Annotated in this window: 13 protein-coding genes and 2 tRNA genes; 6 read left to right on the plus strand and 9 right to left on the minus strand. The window is 68.9% G+C overall.

From position 1 onward, the window contains the following. Window positions 1–79 precede the first annotated feature (79 nt). Window positions 80–1,537, plus strand: coding sequence for an MFS transporter (locus ABC337_RS14605; protein ID WP_412883364.1), 1,458 nt, complete (start codon window positions 80–82; stop codon window positions 1,535–1,537). 82 nt (window positions 1,538–1,619) lie between these two features. Here ABC337_RS14605 and ABC337_RS14610 read toward each other — a convergent pair whose 3' ends face one another. The 7 genes from ABC337_RS14610 to bcp form a co-directional block, all read right to left on the minus strand. Continuing rightward, window positions 1,620–2,255 (minus strand): hypothetical protein, encoded by a 636-nt coding sequence (locus ABC337_RS14610; RefSeq protein WP_412883363.1) that lies wholly within the window; start codon window positions 2,253–2,255, stop codon window positions 1,620–1,622. A gap of 445 nt (window positions 2,256–2,700) precedes the next feature. Further along, window positions 2,701–5,916, minus strand: coding sequence for an efflux RND transporter permease subunit (locus tag ABC337_RS14615; RefSeq protein WP_412883362.1), 3,216 nt, complete (start codon window positions 5,914–5,916; stop codon window positions 2,701–2,703). Between the two features lie 82 nt (window positions 5,917–5,998). After that, complete coding sequence (locus ABC337_RS14620) at window positions 5,999–7,501, minus strand: malate:quinone oxidoreductase (protein WP_412883361.1); 1,503 nt, start codon at window positions 7,499–7,501, stop codon at window positions 5,999–6,001. Between the two features lie 78 nt (window positions 7,502–7,579). Continuing rightward, complete coding sequence (locus tag ABC337_RS14625) at window positions 7,580–9,226, minus strand: ABC transporter substrate-binding protein (RefSeq protein WP_412883360.1); 1,647 nt, start codon at window positions 9,224–9,226, stop codon at window positions 7,580–7,582. Window positions 9,227–9,492: 266 nt separating this feature from the next. Further along, window positions 9,493–10,188 (minus strand): fasciclin domain-containing protein, encoded by a 696-nt coding sequence (locus ABC337_RS14630; protein ID WP_364134872.1) that lies wholly within the window; start codon window positions 10,186–10,188, stop codon window positions 9,493–9,495. A 195-nt stretch (window positions 10,189–10,383) separates the two neighbouring features. Continuing rightward, a tRNA-Leu gene (locus ABC337_RS14635) sits at window positions 10,384–10,468 on the minus strand. A gap of 56 nt (window positions 10,469–10,524) precedes the next feature. After that, on the minus strand, window positions 10,525–10,998 hold the full coding sequence (gene bcp, locus ABC337_RS14640; protein WP_412883359.1) for a thioredoxin-dependent thiol peroxidase: 474 nt from the start codon (window positions 10,996–10,998) through the stop codon (window positions 10,525–10,527). Window positions 10,999–11,106: 108 nt separating this feature from the next. On the opposite strand from bcp, the gene ABC337_RS14645 reads away from it, so the two are divergent. The 3 genes from ABC337_RS14645 to ABC337_RS14655 all read left to right on the plus strand — a co-directional run bounded on the left by ABC337_RS14645 (window position 11,107) and on the right by ABC337_RS14655 (window position 12,460). Further along, a complete protein-coding gene (locus tag ABC337_RS14645) occupies window positions 11,107–11,601 on the plus strand; it encodes a MarR family winged helix-turn-helix transcriptional regulator (RefSeq protein ID WP_412883358.1) in 495 nt (164 codons plus the stop codon). Between the two features lie 102 nt (window positions 11,602–11,703). Further along, complete coding sequence (locus ABC337_RS14650) at window positions 11,704–11,838, plus strand: hypothetical protein (RefSeq protein ID WP_412883357.1); 135 nt, start codon at window positions 11,704–11,706, stop codon at window positions 11,836–11,838. Window positions 11,839–12,112: 274 nt separating this feature from the next. Beyond that, entirely contained in the window at window positions 12,113–12,460 is a 348-nt protein-coding gene (locus ABC337_RS14655) for a hypothetical protein (RefSeq protein ID WP_412883356.1), read from the plus strand. A gap of 144 nt (window positions 12,461–12,604) precedes the next feature. Here the strand turns inward: ABC337_RS14655 and ABC337_RS14660 are convergent. Then, a tRNA-Lys gene (locus ABC337_RS14660) sits at window positions 12,605–12,677 on the minus strand. Between the two features lie 257 nt (window positions 12,678–12,934). Continuing rightward, the gene (locus ABC337_RS14665; protein WP_412883355.1) at window positions 12,935–13,798 is read right to left on the minus strand and encodes a sunset domain-containing protein; all 864 of its coding nucleotides are present in this window, start codon (window positions 13,796–13,798) and stop codon (window positions 12,935–12,937) included. Window positions 13,799–13,903: 105 nt separating this feature from the next. On the opposite strand from ABC337_RS14665, the gene ABC337_RS14670 reads away from it, so the two are divergent. Both ABC337_RS14670 and ilvD read left to right on the plus strand, forming a co-directional pair. Beyond that, window positions 13,904–14,872: a LysR family transcriptional regulator gene (locus ABC337_RS14670; protein ID WP_412883354.1), complete on the plus strand. Its 969-nt coding sequence runs from the start codon at window positions 13,904–13,906 to the stop codon at window positions 14,870–14,872. A gap of 101 nt (window positions 14,873–14,973) precedes the next feature. After that, window positions 14,974–16,692, plus strand: coding sequence for a dihydroxy-acid dehydratase (gene ilvD / locus ABC337_RS14675; RefSeq protein ID WP_412883353.1), 1,719 nt, complete (start codon window positions 14,974–14,976; stop codon window positions 16,690–16,692). Window positions 16,693–16,943 lie beyond the last annotated feature (251 nt).

The following is a 16,943-nucleotide window of genomic DNA, read 5'->3' on the forward strand; positions in this document are numbered from 1 at the left end:
GCCGCCGCCGGCCGTGCCTGCACCTAGGATGCAATCAATCCGCTGGCCAGCCCGGGTCCAGCCCGTACGGAAGGCCCGCATGCGCCGGATCATCGCGTTCCTCTGCCTGGTGGAACTCACCAGCGGCATTCTGCAGGGGTACTACACGCCCATCCTCACGGACATCGCCCGCCACCTGGGCATCCACGACGCGGACGTCAACTGGTTCGAGGCGGCGCAGCTGACCGTCAGCGCCCTCGCCGTCCCGGTGCTGGCCAAGCTGGGCGACCTCTACGGGCACCGGCGGATCCTGCTGGTTTCCACCGCGCTCACCGCCGCCGCGTCCTGGGCGGTGGCGTTCGCGCCGGATTTCTGGACCTTCCTCGCCGCCTGGTCGCTGCAGGGGTTCTACGTGGTCTGGCTGCCGCTGGAGATCGCCCTCGTCTTCAGCCGGGTGCACGGACGGCCCGACGGTGCCGCGCTCACCCGGCGGGCGGCCGGCGTCCTGGTGGGGGCGCTGGAGTTCGGCGTGATCGCCGGGGCCCTCGCCTCCGGGGCGCTCGCCGAGGCGCTGGCCGGTCAGCTGCCGCTGGTGCTGACCGTGCCCGCGCTCGCGGTCACGGCCTGCTGGTTCGTGATCCGCTTCGGGGTCCCGGAGTCCGCCGGGCGCGCCGCAGGCCGGGTGGACACCCAGGGCCTGGCGCTGCTCGCCGTCGGCCTGCTGCTCGTCACCTCCGGGCTGACCCTGGTCCGGCTGAACGGTCCCGGTGCCTGGTGGGTCTGGGCGGTACTGGCCGCCGGCCTCGCCGTGTTCGTCCCGTTCGTGCGGGTGGAGCTGCGGAAGGAGGACCCGCTGGTGGACATCCGGATGCTGCGGTCCCCGGGGATGTGGCCCGTGCAGCTCACGGCCGGACTCTTCGGCGTCTCGGTCCTCGGCGCGCAGGCCCCGCTGTCCACCTTCGCCCGCACCGATCCGGGGACCTACGGCTACGGGCTGGGGCTGCGCTCCGGCCAGGTCTCCATCATCATCGGGGTGTACGTGCTGGCACTGCTCGCCGGTGCCCTGCTGTATCCGCTGGTGACCCGGCGGCTGACCCCGCGCCTGACCCTGGTGGGGGCCGCGGCGCTGGTGGGCGTCGGCTACCTGCTGTTCCTCCCGCTGCACTCCAGCCTGGCCGAGACGCTGGTGAACATGGCCGTCGCCGGCGTCGGCTCCGGCGCGCTGGTGGCCGCGCTGCCCTCGGCCGCGGCAGCCGCGGCCCCGTTGAACCGGACCGCGATGGCCACCGGGCTGACCAACACCACCAAGACCATCGGCGGGGCGTTCGCCTCGGCGGTGTTCGGCATCGCCCTGCTCAGCCACGCCGCGGCCGACGCCGGCGTCGGAGGTGCCGACGCGGGGCAGAAGGCGGCCCCGCTGGCCGGCTACCTGCTGGTCTGGGCGATCTGCGGCGTCACCGGCCTGGCCGCGGCGGCAGCCCTGGCCCTGGTGCCCCGGCTGGCGTTCTCGGACCCGGCCCCGGAAGCCGCCGTGGGCCCCGCCAACGCCCGCACCTGACCCACCGCCCCAACTAGCTCGCAGTTGTTGCCGTTCTGAGGCCCGAAAACGGCAACAACTGCGAGCTAGTTGGCTTCAACGCTCAGCGGCCGACCCACCCGCGGTCCCTGAGCGCGGCGCGGACCTTGGACACGGCGGAGCGGGCGTCGTTCGTCATGTGGCGCTTGGAGAGACGGACCAGGGCCCAACCCGCCCTTGTGAAGTCCTCCTCCCTGGCGATGTCCCGCACGATCTGCCCTGACTCGGAATGCCCGTCGCCTTCGTACTCCACGGCCACCCGAAATTCCTGATAGGCCAGGTCGGGTTGGCGGACGACGCCGGAACGGAGCAGGAGGCACGGGTTCAGTTCCGGCTCGGGCAGGGCGGCCCTTGTCAAAGCGAGCCGCAGCCGAGTTTCGGGTGCGGAGTCCGCGCCTATCCGGGCCTGCTCCAGGGCGAGGCGGGCCTTACGAATGCCGGGGGTGCCTTTGTGACGGTCGAGCATCTCTGCCAACTGCTGTGGGGTGGCGTGGGGGGCGCTGCGTCCTTCTAGTTTCGTCCGCGGGACGCGGAGCAGGTGGTCGGCTACGACGGTGAGCTCGTCAACGCCCATCAGCCGGGACACGTCCAGCCAGGTTCGGACCCGGGTAGTGAGGAGCAACCCGTCAATACTGGTGATCTCGTCCGGGAAGAACTGGCCAACGTGGCCAATGACGCCGGCGCGCCGGGGAATGGCCATAGTGTCGGGTCGCGACAGGTGGATGCCGGCCCCGTCGGCGCCGGGCAAGAACCCCGGCAACTCCCACAGCCTGAACGCTGTGGCATGGGATGCGGCGGTGAAAGAGGTGATGCGGGTGAAGGGCCTGACCGTCGGTCCGAGTTCTGGCGCAGCGTCGGCGCCGCCAGGACTGCGGATTCCGCGGCTAGGGGCGAAGAGCCTCGAGTGCCGTAGCCGGCGGTAGCTGACGCCAGCTTCGAGCGCTTCACGAAATGTAAAGGGTGCTTTGCCGACAGAATCAGGCAGCGGCCGAGGGGTTTTCATTTCCCCATGGTGGCAACATCGGACCATGCGCCGGAGGTTATCCACAGACCGGTGTCCCGGTCACCGAACTAGCTCGCAGTTCTTGTCGTTTTGGACGGTCATAACGACAACAACTGCGAGCTAGTTGGGCGGGGGGAGAGGGCTAGTTGCGGAGCGCGGGGGCCTCGTCCGGGTCGGCGACGCCGGTGGTTGCGGCGTCCCCGTCAACGGAGTCGGGAGCCGCGGGCCCGGCGTGGCGTCCACGCGCCGGGGCGCCGCCGTCGCGCTCCAGGGCCTTCCGCTCACGCCGGCCCTCGACCAGCCGGTACAGCACGGGGACCAGGATCAGGGTCAGTGCGGTGGAGGAGATCAGGCCGCCGATGACCACGACGGCGAGCGGCTGGGAGATGAATCCGCCGCCGCCGGTCAGGCCGAGGGCCATCGGGGTCAGGGCGAAGACCGTGGCCAGGGCCGTCATCAGGATGGGGCGCAGACGCTGGCGTGCGCCGTGGGTGATGGCGTCGGCGACGTTCATGCCGGGTTCGCCGTTGCGCGGCTGACGGTACTGGTTGATCAGGTCGATCAGCACGATCGCGTTGGTCACCACGATGCCCACCAGCATCAGCATGCCGATCAGTGACGGCAGGCCCAGCGGGACCTTGGTGATCAGCAGCAGGGCGATCGCGCCGGTCGCCGCGAACGGGATGGACACCAGGAGGATCAGCGGCTGCACCAGCGACTTGAATGTGGCCACCATGATCACGTACACGATCGCGATCGCCGCCAGCAGGGCCAGGCCCAGCTGGCCGAAGGACTCGGCCTGCTGGGTCGTGGCGCCGCCGATTTCCGCGGTGACGCCCGGCGGCAGCTGGACCGTCTTCAGCCGGGCCTGCACCTCGGTGCTGACGGCGCCGAGGTTTCCGCCGGAGGGGGTCACGGAGACGCGCGCGGTCCGCTGCCCGTTGCTGGCGGTGATGGAGACCGGCACGTCGGCCTGCTCCACGGAGGCGATGGAGGACAGCGGCACGGGTCCGCGCGCGGTCGGCAGCTGCAGGTCGCGGACGGCGCCGATGCTGCTGAACTTCGTTCCCTCGCCGATCCGGACCGGGTAGTCGTTGGTGCCGATCCGGACCGTGCCGGCCGGGACCGGGCTGATGGTGGAGGCGAGGACGGCACCGACCTGTTGTTCGTTCAGTCCGGCCGCGGTGGCCTTGGCACGGTCCACCTTGACCTGGACCACGGGCTGGCTGGCGGCGAGGTTGGTGCTGACCTCGGAGGAGCCGGGGACGCCGTCCATGGCCTTGACCACGGCGTCGCTGGCAGTCTGCAGGTCGGTCGAGCCGGCGGCCTTGAGCGTGATGTCCACGGTCGACGTCGTCCCGAAGCCGCCCTGCTGGGAGCCGACGGTGATCGTGCCGACGTCGGAGATCGCGGCCAGCCGGGTGCGCACGGTGTCCTGCAGCTTCTTCTGGTCCGCCTTGTCGTCCGTGACCACCGTGAAGGTGGAGTTGGCGGCGCCGGTGGACTGCAGGGCGGAAAACCCGGTCTGGGCGTTGCCCGTGGTGACCTGGACGTTCTTGATCCCGTCGATGCCGCGGAGCACGTCCTCGACCTTGACGGCGGCCGCGTTGCCCTGGTCCAGGCTGGTGCCCGCGGGCAGCGCCTGGCGCACGGTCAGGCTGTTCTCACCGGAGCTGCCCAGCAGGTCGGTGGCCAGCAGCGGGGTCATTGCCGCGGTGCCGCCCAGGATCAGGACGGAGGCGATCAGCGTGATGACGGGGTGCCGCTGGGTCTTGGTGAGCACCGGCAGGTAGCCGCGCTGCAGCAGGCTGCGGCGCTCGGCGTCGTGCGCCTTCTCGGCCGCCTCGGAGTCCGTGGCGTCGGTAGGTGCTGTTGTGTCCCGGGATCGGGGGTTGCGCAGGAACCAGTAGGCCAGCACCGGCACGATCGTCAGGGAGACCAGCAGCGAGGAGATCAGCGCGATGGTGACCGTCAGCGCGAAGGGACGGAACAGCTCCCCGGCCAGGCCCGCCACGAACGCGATCGGCAGGAAGACCGCCACCGTGGTCAGGGTCGAGGCCGTGATCGCCCCGGCCACCTCGCGGATGGAGGTGAGGATGGCGGTGATCTTCGCCTCGCCATAGCTGAGGTGCCGCTTGATGTTCTCGATCACAACGATCGAGTCGTCCACCACGCGGCCGATCGCGATGGTCAGCGCGCCCAGGGTCAGGATGTTCAGCGAGTACCCGGTGGCCTTCAGCCCGATGAACGTGATCAGGAGCGAGAGCGGAATCGAGACGGCCGTAACCAGGGTAGAGCGGACCGAGAGCAGGAACAGGAGGATGATGCCGACGGCGAAGCCCAGGCCCAGCAGGCCCTCGGTGGTGAGGTCCTTGATGGACTTCTCGATGAACGGCGCCTGGTCGAAGACCGGGGTGAACTTGGCGTTGGACCCCAGCTCTGCCTCCAGCTGGGGAATGGCGTCCTTGACCGCGTGCGAGATGCCCACGGTGTCACCCTCGGGCTTCTTGGTGACGGAGACGGCCAGCGTCTCCTTGCCGTTGGTGCGGGTGATGGAGGTGCGGGCGTCCTCGGCGATGGAGACGTCCGCGACGGTGCCGATCGTGGCGGCGTCGCGCGCCCCGCCCAGCGGCAGGGCCTTGATGGCGTCCACGGAGTCCACCGGGCTGCCGATCTGCAGGGACAGGGTCTTGCCCTGGTCCTGGATGCTGCCGGCCGGGACCAGGCTGCCGTTGTTCTTCAGGGCATCGCTGATCGCCTGGATGGAGGTGCCGGCTGCCGCCATCGCCTCGGGTTTGGGCTGGATCTGGATGTGCTCGGTGGCGCCGCCGGTGACCTCGGCGCCGCGGACGCCGTCGATCTTCTGCAGCCGGGGCACGCTCAGCCGGGCGAGGTCGGTGTTGAGCTCACTGAGCGGCTTGTCCGAGGAGACCGCCAGGTACACGATCGGGAAGTCGCTGATGCTGCCGGCGATCGCCTGCGGCTGGACGTCCTTGGGCAGCGCCTGCTTGGCGTTGGAGATGGCCCGGTCAATCTGGTTCCGGGCCCGGTCCAGGTTGGAGCCATAGGTGAACGCCAGGGTGATCTGCGAGACGCCGTTGCGCGAGGTGGACGACGTCGACTCCAGGCCCTCGACGCCGCGCAGGGCGGTCTCCAGCGGACCGCTCACCTGCTTGTCCACGACCTCGGGCGAGGCGCCCGGCATCGAGGTGATCACCGTGATCTGCGGGAACTCGATCGAGGGGATGAGCTCCTGCTTCAGCGAGGTCATAGTGATCACCCCGAAGACCGAGGCAAAGACGGTGATCAACGCGATCAGCGCCCGGTTTCCGAGCGAGAGCCTGGCCAGCCGGAACATTCATGAACTCCTGTGGGGTCTACGGACGCCGTACCCGACGGAACGCCTCAAGGGACTAAACGTGCCGCAACCCGGCAGAGTTTCAGCGGGAGGCCGGAACCGTTTCCAGCTGCAGGACCTTGGCCGTGTCGGCCTCAAGCTGCGCGGCGAGTTCCGGGTTCTCGTTGAGCTTGACACCGTAACCCGGCATCATCTCCTTGAGCTTGCCCTGCCAGCCCTTGAAGTCCTTCGGGAAGGCCTTCTGCAGCAGTTCGATCATGATCGGCACAGCGGTGGAAGCACCCGGGGAGGCACCCAGCAGAGCGCCGATGCTGCCGTCGCGGCCCGCGATGACCTCGGTGCCGAACTGCAGCACGCCGCCCTTCTTCGGGTCCTTCTTGATGATCTGCACGCGCTGGCCGGCGGTGATGAGTTCCCAGTCGCCGTCCTTGGCCTCGGGATAGTACTCGCGCAGGGCCTCGACCTTGGCGCCGTGACGCTTGGCGACCTCCTTGACCAGGTAGGCGGTCAGGTCCATGTTGTCCTTGGCCACGGCCAGCATCGGGATGATGTTGGAGGGGCGGATGGACAGCGGCAGGTCCAGGTAGGAGCCGTTCTTCAGGAAGTTGGTGGAGAAGCCGGCGTACGGGCCGAAGAGCAGGGAGCGCTTGCCGTTGACGTAGCGGGTGTCCAGGTGCGGCACGGACATCGGCGGGGCGCCCACGGAGGCCTGGCCGTAGACCTTGGCGCTGTGCTGGGCGGCCAGGGACTCGTCGGTGCAGCGGAAGAACTGGCCGGAGACGGGGAAGCCGCCGTAGCCCTTGCTCTCGGGGATGCCGGAGGCCTGCAGCAGGTGCAGTGCCCCGCCGCCGGCGCCGACGAAGACGAACTTGGCGTGGATGGAGCCGCGCTCACCGGAGCGCGGGTGCTTCAGGGACAGGTCCCAGCCGCCGTCGGCCGCGCGGCTGATGCCGGTGACGTCGTGGCCGTAGTTGATCTCCACGCCGTTGTTGCCCAGGTAGCCCGTGAGCTCGCGGGTCAGGGCGCCGAAGTCGACGTCGGTGCCTTCCGCGGCGCGGGTCGCGGCCACGCTCTGCTTCGGGTCGCGGCCCTTGATGATCAGCGGCGCCCACTTGGCGATCTGCGCCTGGTCCTCGGAGTACTCCATGGAACGGAACAGCGGGTTCGGCTTGAGTGCCTCGAACCGGGTCCGCAGGAACTTGGTGTTCTCTTCGCCCACCACGAAGCTCATGTGCGGGACGGTGTTGATGAAGCCCTTGGGGGAGCCGATCAGGGAGCTGGTGACCAGGTGGGACCAGAACTGGCGGGAGAGCTGGAACTGCTCGTTGATGTGCAGTGCCTTGGACGGATCCACCGAGCCGTCTTTGGCCGCGGGGGAGTAGTTCAGCTCGCAGAGGGCCGCGTGGCCGGTGCCGGCGTTGTTCCAGGGGTCGGAGCTTTCCAGGCCCGGGCGGTCCAGCCGCTCGAACAGCGAGATGGTCCAGTTCGGCTCGAGCTGCTTGAGGAAGGCACCGAGCGTGGCGCTCATGATGCCGCCGCCAATCAGGACGACGTCGGCGTGTTGGGTCTTGGAAATGAAAGTCACATCAGTCTCCGGTAGCAGCGGCTCTGGCTGTCACAGAATATCCCCGCACGGCCCACTAACTGAAATTGGCCCGGCACGTCAAGACTTGAGGACCACCTTCGTGAAAACTTCGTTGAGCACCGGCGACGCCGGGTACTTTACCACCCGGTCGGAGAGCGCCAGCGCGGAGATCGGGAAGGCGATCGGCACGGCCGGCACCGACGCGGCGATCTGCGCGTTGATGGTCTGGTACTGCTCGGTGCGGTCCTTGCCGTCCGGCAGGCCGCGCGCCCGGGCGATCTTGGAGAACACCTGCGGGTCCTGGTAGCCGAACTCGCCGTTCTTCTCGCCGAACAGCGGACCGACGAAGTTGTCCGGGTCCGCGTAGGAACCGTTCCAGCCGAGCAGGTGCAGGGCGTGGTCCCCGGGGGAGGTGACCTTCTGCAGGTAGCCGTCGGACCAGTCCACCGGGACGGGCTTGATGTTCAGGCCGACGGCGATCAGCTCGCGGCTGATCTCGGCGTACACCTTCTCCGGCGTCGGCAGGTACGGCCGGGTGACGTTCAGCGGGTAGTAGAACTTCAGCTCCTCGCCCTTGTACGTGGACTGGGCCAGCAGTTCCTTGGCCTTGGCCGGGTCGTGGCCCAGCGACGGGGCGTTGTTGTTGAAGCCGCTCAGCTTCGGCGGCACGAACTGGGAGGCCGAGGACGTGTTGTCGATGAAGAACTTCCGGATCAGGGTGTCCTTGTCCAGGGCCATCTCGATCGCCTGGCGCACCTTCAGGTCCTGCAGGGCGGGGATGTCCTGGTTCATGCCCAGGTACATCACGGAGAACGGATCGCGCTGGATGATCTGCTTGCCGCGCTTGACCAGCTGGTCGAAGTTGCCCACGGTAACCGAGTCGTAGGCGTCGATCTTGCCGTCCAGCAGCGCCTGCATCCGGGTCTGCGGGTGGTCATAGGTGACGAAGTTGATCGTGGCGATCTGGCCCTTGTCGCCCCAGTAGTTCTTGTTGCTGGAGAGCGTGACGGTGTCGTTGTCCCAGGACGTGAAGACGTAGGGCCCGGTTCCCACCGGCTTGAGCGCGTAGGCGGAGACAGGCTGGCCGTCCCTCGTCTGGTTCAGCACGTCGGCGGACTGCGCCGCGAGGGCCTTCGGCGAGGACATGGCGAAGGCGGGCAGGGTCAGCGCCTGCAGGAAACCGGTGAAAGGCTGGGTCAGGTCGATCTCGACGTTGCCGCCCGCGAGCGGAGTGCAACCCTTGTAGATGGAGAGGGAGGCCTGGTCGGCGTTGGCCTTGAAGACACCCTTGAACGTGGTCCCGGGGGCCTGTTTCCGCAGCGCCTCGGAGAAGTTGAACCAGCGGTTGAAGTTCGTGCACACCGCAGGACCGTCGAACGGGGTACCGTCCTGGAAAGTCACGCCGTCGCGGAGTTTAAAGGTATAGGTGCGGCCGTCGTCGCTGGTTTTCCACTCGGTGGCCAGCAGCGGCGTGGGCTTGCCGCTGTTCTGGTCAACGCCCACCAGGCCCTCGAGGATCTGCCGGGTGACACGGTAGGAGTCGACGTCGGAGACCAGCGCCGGGTCCAGCCCCAGCGGGCGGGACGCGGTGCCGAAGGTGAAGGTTTCGGTGGGCCCGGAGCCGGCGGCGGCCGACGACGACGGGACCGGCCCGGGTGCGCCCGTGCAGGCGGCGAGGGGGGCCAGGAGCAGCAGCGCGCCCAGGCCTGCAACGAGGCGGCGCATGCTGCGCGGTCCTCTGATGGGCGCGGTCCTGCTGGGCACTGAAGAATCACCTCTGGAAACGATGGGGCCGCCGGCTGCGGAGTGAGCCCCATTCTAGTGGACGGTGCCGTGCCGCAAACCCGGCCGCAAACGCCGGCATGGCCCCGGCATGGCGGTGATGAGGCGGCCCGGGCACGGCGAAGGCCCGCACCGATGGTGCGGGCCTTCGTTTTCTCCGGTCGGGTCCGGGGAGTCAATCCGAACCCGGAAAGGGAGGTTGGTGGTGGTTACTTCGGCATCAGCACCGAGTCGACCATGTACACGGTGGCGTTGGCGGTCTTGACGCCACCGCAGACGACGTTGGCGCCGTCGACCATCAGGGAGTCCTTGCTGCCGGTCACGGTGACCGAGCCGCCCTCAACCGTCTTGTGGGTGCCCACAATCTGGTCCGGGGAGATCTTGCCCGGGACAACGTGGTAGGTCAGGATCTTGCTCAGCAGGGCGTCGTCCGTCTTGAGCTTGTCGATCGTGGCGGCGTCGATCTTCTTGAAGGCGTCATCGGTCGGTGCGAAGACAGTGAATTCGCTGCCGTTCAGGGTGTCCACCAGGTTGACCTTGGGGTTGAGCTTGCCGGAGACGGCGGCGGTCAGCGTGGTGAGGATCGGGTTGTTGGAGGCCGCGGTGGCTACCGGGTCGAGGGCCATGCCGGACACGGAGCCCGCACCGCTGGGGACCTGGGCGGCGTAGGCGGCGCAGCCGGAACCGACAAGGTCGGCGGCCGGGTCCATGGCGCCGGCGGAGGCGCTCATCGACGGCGAGGCGCTCATGGAGGGGGAGGCGGCCATGCTCGAGGCGGACGGGGCTGCAGCCGGGGCCGACGAGCTGGAGGAACCGGTGGTGGATCCGCCGCAGGCGGTCAGGCTCAGCATGGCGACGGCGGCGATGCCGGAAACGGCGAGCGTGGTGCGCTTGATGGTCTGCATTGTGAATCTCCTTAGTAGTGCCGATGTTGTGCGTGCAACGGACGGCTTTTCCGGTGCTGCTTTTATTTCGACTGGCGGGCACCGACCCTTGGTTGGTGTCTCACAGAAGATTCGGGGGGTGGGGCCGGGGGGATGGGTGGGATTGCAGAAATATTTTTAAACAGGAGAACCCCGGCCAAAGACCGGGGTTTTCCATGGTGCGCAAGGGGGGACTTGAACCCCCACGCCCGAAGGCACAGGAACCTAAATCCTGCGTGTCTGCCAATTTCACCACTCGCGCGCGGCGCCGTCGTCGGCGGATCCCGGGGGATCCGGCGTCGGACGCCAGGGACCATTCTACAGATCGAGCTTGAGGTCCCGCCGCAGTTTGGCCACGTGGCCCGTGGCGCGCACGTTGTATTGGGCCAGGGTCACCTTGCCGTCCGGTCCCACCACCACGGTGGATCGGATCAGCCCGTCATACGTCTTGCCGTAATTCTTCTTCTCGCCCCAGGCGGCGTATGCCTCGGCGACCGTGTGGTCCGGGTCGGAGAGCAGCGGGAAGGTCAGGCCCTCGTTTTCGGCGAATGTGGCGAGCTTGGCGACGGGGTCGGGGGAGATGCCGACGACGTCGTAGCCGGCGGCGGAGAGCGAGGCGAGGGAGTCCCTGAAGTCGCAGGCCTGCTTGGTGCAGCCGGGGGTTGCCGCCGCCGGGTAGAAGTAGACGACGGTGCTGCGGCCCTTGAAGTCCTTCAGGCCAACGGTGCGGCCGGAGGAATCCTGGAGGCTGAAAACGGGTGCGGTGTCGCCGGGAACGAGTCGTTCTGCCACGGTGGGCTCCTGTTCTTGACGCTCCGGAGAGCGGATGTGACGGACGGAATCCCAGCTTAGTGAGCGCCTGAACCGACGACGAATCAGGGATTAGGTATACTGCTTACTATGCCCGATTTGGATCGCTGGCCCACTGGCCGCCTATTGTCCACGGCAGCACGCCTGGTTGAGCACTCCTGGAACGAAAAGCTGGGAGCAATCGGCCTTACCCACGCGGGGGTCATCGCGATGGAAGTGCTCTCCGTCCACGGCCCCATGACCCAGGCGCAGCTGGCTCAGCTGGTGCGTGTCCAGGCGCAGACGATGGGCAAGACCCTCAGCCGCCTCGAGGCGCACGGCCACATCTCCCGTGAGCGCAGCGTCTCCGACCGCCGCAGCCACGTAGTGACGCTGACCGACCGCGGCCGGGAAGCGGTCGTCGCCGCCGCTGACATGGAACGCTCCGTGCTCGCCGCCGCGTCCATCGACCCGGACACCCTTCGCCACGAGCTGCAGGCCGTGGTGCGCGAACTCGCGAACCGCATTTCCTCCACCGAGGACGCGAAGAACATCGTTGACGCCCCGGCGCCGCAGGTGTCGGCGGACCTCAGCACCCTCTCCTAACCGGTCCCTCCCGGCCGGCGTCGGCCGTTCCCCGCACGAGCACGCCGCGAACTGCGTGTCACGGCCCGGGGAGCCTGTCCGCCTCGCATAGGGTTGTGTGCCATGGACACGTCGCACCCGCCTGAGCTGGAAGGGCAGACCTCGATCAACGAGCTGCTCGACGAGCCCGTGGGCGCAGACCCGGTCCAGCTGGCCCTGCCCCTGCTTTTCCACCCGGCGCTCCGCGTCCGCGGCTGAGTCCGCGCCGGATTCCCTCATGACCGATTACCGCTGTATGCGCCGCCCCTCCCCGGGAGCCGTTGCCGCGGCGCTGGCCGCAACGGTCCTGGCCCTCACGATCCCGGCGGCCCCGGCCGGAGCAGAGACATGTGCGCCCGTGATCGTGTTGCCCCTCGGGCCCTGCCAACCGACGGCTCCGTCCAGTCCACGGCCTACGGCGACTGCCAGCCCGGCGCCCGTCCCCACCACTGCTCCCGTTGCGCCGGCTCCCGCCCCGGCCGTTCCAGCTCCCGTGGCGCCGGCACCGGCGCCGGCACCGGCGCCGGCCTCCCCGGCGGACCGGGCCACAACGGCCGCCACCAGTGCGCCGCCGGCAACCGCCGCGCCGGCCACACCCGCAAGCCCTGCGTCCCCGGCCCGGACGCCCTCCGCTTCCGTTCCGCAGCAGCCCGCCGCCTCTACCCTCCCGACGACCGCTTCCACGGCCGGAGGGGCCCCGGAAGAGCCGGAACAGGAAGAGCCGGAACCGGGGGAGCGGGCCACCGTGGGGCTGGGTGCCGCCCTGCTGGCCGGCGGCGGCGTCCTGGTCTCGGCATCAGCTGCCCTGGGACTGCGCGCCCGCCGCCTCCGGTTGCTCTGACCAGACAGACCCTTCCCGGACAGACCCTTCCAATGGGGAGGTCCTGCCTTTGGATTTCCCAGCCTGCAGTCTGAAACCCGCGCAGACACGAAAAAGCCGCTCCAACTCCGAATTTCATCGGTGTTGGAGCGGCTTCTCTTCTTGTGCACCCCCCGGGACTCGAACCCGGAACCCATTGATTAAGAGTCAATTGCTCTGCCAGTTGAGCTAGAGGTGCAGCTGTTGTTTTCGTTTCCCCCGGGCTGTTTATTTCCCGCGGTGTTCTCCGCAACGACATGAAACTCTACACGAGATTTGCCGGAGCGCGAAATCAGGGGCTGGGCGGTGCTCCGCGCGGACCGGGTGACGGGCGGCAACCCCGCAATTCCGCGGATTTTAGGCCCTCCGGGGCCCGCCTGCCCGCTCCCGAAATGAGGTCGGGAGAGGCGGCGGGCTCCCGTCGTCCAATGTGAAGTGAGCCACAGTGCGGGAGTGTCAGAGCCTGACGCGGCGGGGCGGGCGGAAGCCGGCGGCCTCGGCATGCGCTGCCGACTCGAACCACACCCCGGCCCGGGCCTCGTCGTAGCCCTGGCTGGTCTCTTCGTAGTACGTCATGGTTTCCGCGTCGCCCTTGACGGTGAAGTCGGCCGGACCGCTGCCATCGGCCGCAGGTGCGGCGGAGCCCTGACCGTAGGGCTCATCGGCGGCGAGATGGCCGACGGGCTCCGGCTCGGGCATGGGTTCATGCATCGGCTCCCGGACGGGTTCGGGCGCAGGCTCGCGCATCTGCTCGGGGGCCGGCGTGTGCACCGGGGCGGCCGGCTCGTGCGTGGACGCGGTTGAGGGTTCCGGGGCCGGGGGAGCGGCGTGGCTGGCCGAGCCCTCGACGGCGGCGGAGGATGCTGCCGCTTGCAGGGTCTCCGCCTCGGCGGCCTCGGCCGCCGCGGACTCCGCTCCCGGAAGAGTGGGCGCGTGGGCTCCGGTGTACTCCGGGTGGTGCACCGGAGCAGCGTGGGTTGCTGCAGGTTCAGCCGCGGCCGGGGCGGGCTCGGCGTCGGCGGCGGGTTCCGGTGCCGGCTCGGTGGTGGGTTCCTGAGCGGCAGCCGGTTCGGCACTCGTTTCGGTGGCAGATTCGGCAACCGGCTCGGCGGCCGGCGCGGGTACGGGGGCAGGAGCAGCGGCTGCCGGTGCAACGGGCTCCCGCTCCGCGGCCCGCGGCGTGCTGCCGGTGGCCTGTGTACCGGCGGCCTGGGTGCCGGTTGCCTGGGTCCCGCCGCCGCGCCGGCTGTTGCGGTTCAGGAGGGTCCACACCACCGCGACGATCAGCACGATGACAATGAGCCAGATAATCCAATCCATGGCCAGATCCTTCGGGTCGGGCGGCAGGGTTGCCGTGTGCTTGACGTTACGTCCGGCCCCCGCGGGTGTCCAGCAACGCCCCGGCAGCCCGTGTAGCCTCGGCTCATGGATTTCAAGAGGCTGCGGATCCTCCGCGAACTGGCGGACCGCGGCACGGTGGGGGCCACCGCGGAGGCCATGCAGGTCACCCCGTCTGCCGTCTCCCAGCAGCTGAAAACGCTCCAGGAGGAACTCGGGGTGGTGCTGGTCGAAAAGTCCGGGCGGGGCGTCCGCCTGACCGAGGCCGGCTTGGCGATGGCCGGCGCTGCGGCCGAGGTGTCCACCGCAATGGCCCGGGCCGAGGCCACCATCGACACCTACCGCCGCGGCTGGCAGACACGGGTGAGCGCGGCGTTCTTCCCCAGCGCCGCGGAAATGTTTCTGCCGGGACTGCTGCACCGGGTCCGCGAGATCGACGGCCTGCGCTTCGAGGCTCACTTCGAGGACCCCGGCGTCGCCGGCTTCGCCGCCCTGGCCGCCGACTACGACGTCGTCCTCGCGCACAGCGTGGACGGCCCCGAGGTCTTCGCCCGGCAGGGCCTGGACGTGGTCCCGCTGCTCGACGAGCCGCTGGACGTGGCTGTCCCCGCGGGACATCCGCTCGCGGCCAAGGCCAGCCTCAGCGCCCAGGACGTCATCGGCTGCCCGTGGATGGGTGTGCCGGACGGCTTCCCCTTCGACACCGTGCTGCGCCAGATCGAAATGCAGGCGGACTCCCCGGCGCTGCGCGCCCAGCTCTACCCGGACCTGCGCGTCCTCGAGGCCCTGGTCAGTGCCGGGCACGGGCTCAGCCTGCTGCCGCGCTACACGGCCCTGAAGAACCAGGGTCGCGGCTTCGTGCTGCGCCCCCTCCGCGGCGTGAAGGCGAGCCGCAGCATCGTGGTGCTGGCCCGCCCCGAGGCCGCGGCCCGCACCACCATCCAGGAAGTGATCGCCCTGTTGCAGGCAGAGGCGCGGGCGGTGGCGCTGGCGCCGGAACTCCGTGGCGGAGATCACGGGAAACCCGCGGTCCAAGCTGCAGCTTCCGCGGAGTGAGACGTGCGCCCACCGTGAGGGCGCGGAAATATTCCGGAATTGCCGCTTAATCCGGCCCACTGGCTCGTTGGCATCATCGCCGGACCCATAGACTTTGAGCCATGAGCCAGGACACCGAAGCAGCAGCAGCCACCCCGGACATCAAGCCCCGCAGCCGCGTCGTCACCGATGGCATCCACGCAGCCCCCGCCCGCGGCATGTTCCGCGCCGTCGGCATGGGCGACGACGACTTCGCCAAGCCGCAGGTGGGCGTCGCCAGCTCGTGGAACGAGATCACCCCCTGCAACCTCTCCCTGAACCGGCTGGCCCAGGGCGCCAAGGAAGGCGTCCACGCCGGCGGCGGCTTCCCCATGCAGTTCGGCACCATCTCCGTCTCCGACGGCATCTCCATGGGCCACGAAGGCATGCACTTCTCCCTGGTCTCCCGTGAAGTCATTGCCGACTCGGTCGAGACCGTCATGCAGGCCGAGCGGATCGACGGCTCTGTCCTGCTGGCCGGCTGCGACAAGTCCCTCCCGGGCATGCTGATGGCGGCGGCCCGCCTGGACCTCTCCAGCGTCTTCCTCTACGCCGGCTCGATCATGCCCGGCTGGGTCAAGCTCGAGGATGGCTCCGAAAAGGAAGTCACCCTCATCGACGCCTTCGAGGCCGTGGGCGCCTGCGCCGCCGGCAAGATGAGCATGGAGGACCTCACCCGCATCGAAAAGGCCATCTGCCCGGGCGAAGGCGCCTGCGGCGGCATGTACACCGCCAACACCATGGCCTGCATCGGCGAGGCCCTGGGCATGTCCCTCCCCGGTTCCGCCGCCCCGCCCTCGGCCGACCGCCGCCGCGACGACTTCGCCCGCAAGTCCGGCGAGGCCGTGGTGAATCTGCTCCGCCTCGGCATCACCGCCCGCGACATCATGACCAAGAAGGCCTTCGAGAACGCCATCGCCGTCACCATGGCCTTCGGCGGTTCCACCAACGCGGTCCTGCACCTGCTCGCGATTGCCCGCGAGGCCGAGGTCGAACTGACCCTGGACGACTTCAACCGCATCGGCGACAAGATCCCGCACCTGGGCGACCTCAAGCCCTTCGGCCGCTACGTCATGACCGACGTCGACAGGATCGGCGGCGTGCCGGTGATCATGAAGGCGCTGCTCGACGCCGGCCTGCTGCACGGAGACTGCCTCACCGTGACGGGCAAGACTGTCGCGGAAAACCTGGATGCCATCAACCCGCCGGACGTCGACGGCAAGATCCTCCGCGCCCTGGACAACCCGATCCACAAGACCGGCGGCATCACCATCCTGCACGGCTCGATGGCACCGGAAGGTGCCGTTGTCAAGAGCGCCGGCTTCGACGCCGATGTCTTCGAGGGCACCGCCCGCGTCTTCGAACGCGAGCAGGGCGCCCTGGACGCGCTGGACCAGGGTGAGATCAAGGCCGGCGACGTCGTCGTCATCCGCTACGAGGGCCCCAAGGGCGGCCCGGGCATGCGCGAAATGCTCGCCATCACCGGCGCCATCAAGGGTGCCGGCCTCGGCAAGGACGTCCTCCTGCTGACCGACGGACGCTTCTCCGGCGGCACCACCGGCCTCTGCATCGGCCACGTGGCCCCGGAAGCGGTCGACGGCGGCCCGATCGCCTTCGTCAAGGACGGCGACCGCATCCGGGTCGACATCGCCTCCCGCTCGTTCGACCTGCTGGTCGATCCCGCCGAGCTGGAAGCCCGCAAGGAAGGCTGGCAGCCGCTGCCGGCCAAGTTCACCAAGGGCGTCCTGGCCAAATACGCCAAGCTCGTCCACAGCGCCTCCACCGGCGCTTACTGCGGCTAGCACCCCTTTCGGGGCCGCGGCGCGGCGCCGAGAACCCGGCACGTTCAGCAGGTGGACAATGATGTCCAAATAGTGAGACAGGGGGCGGCCTCGTTGACACCAGTCTCGCTCAGAGGGAAAACTGAACGCATGACCGCAATCGTTACCGTCGGCATTGCTGCAGGTGTATCCGTCGTCCTTACCAAGCGCGTGGCCTCATAGCCTCCACTGGTAACGAACCGTCACGCGCAAACCCCTCGAAGAGCCGGCAG

It is taken from the genome of Arthrobacter phoenicis, assembly GCF_047238215.1.
Classification (GTDB): Bacteria; Actinomycetota; Actinomycetes; order Actinomycetales; family Micrococcaceae; genus Arthrobacter.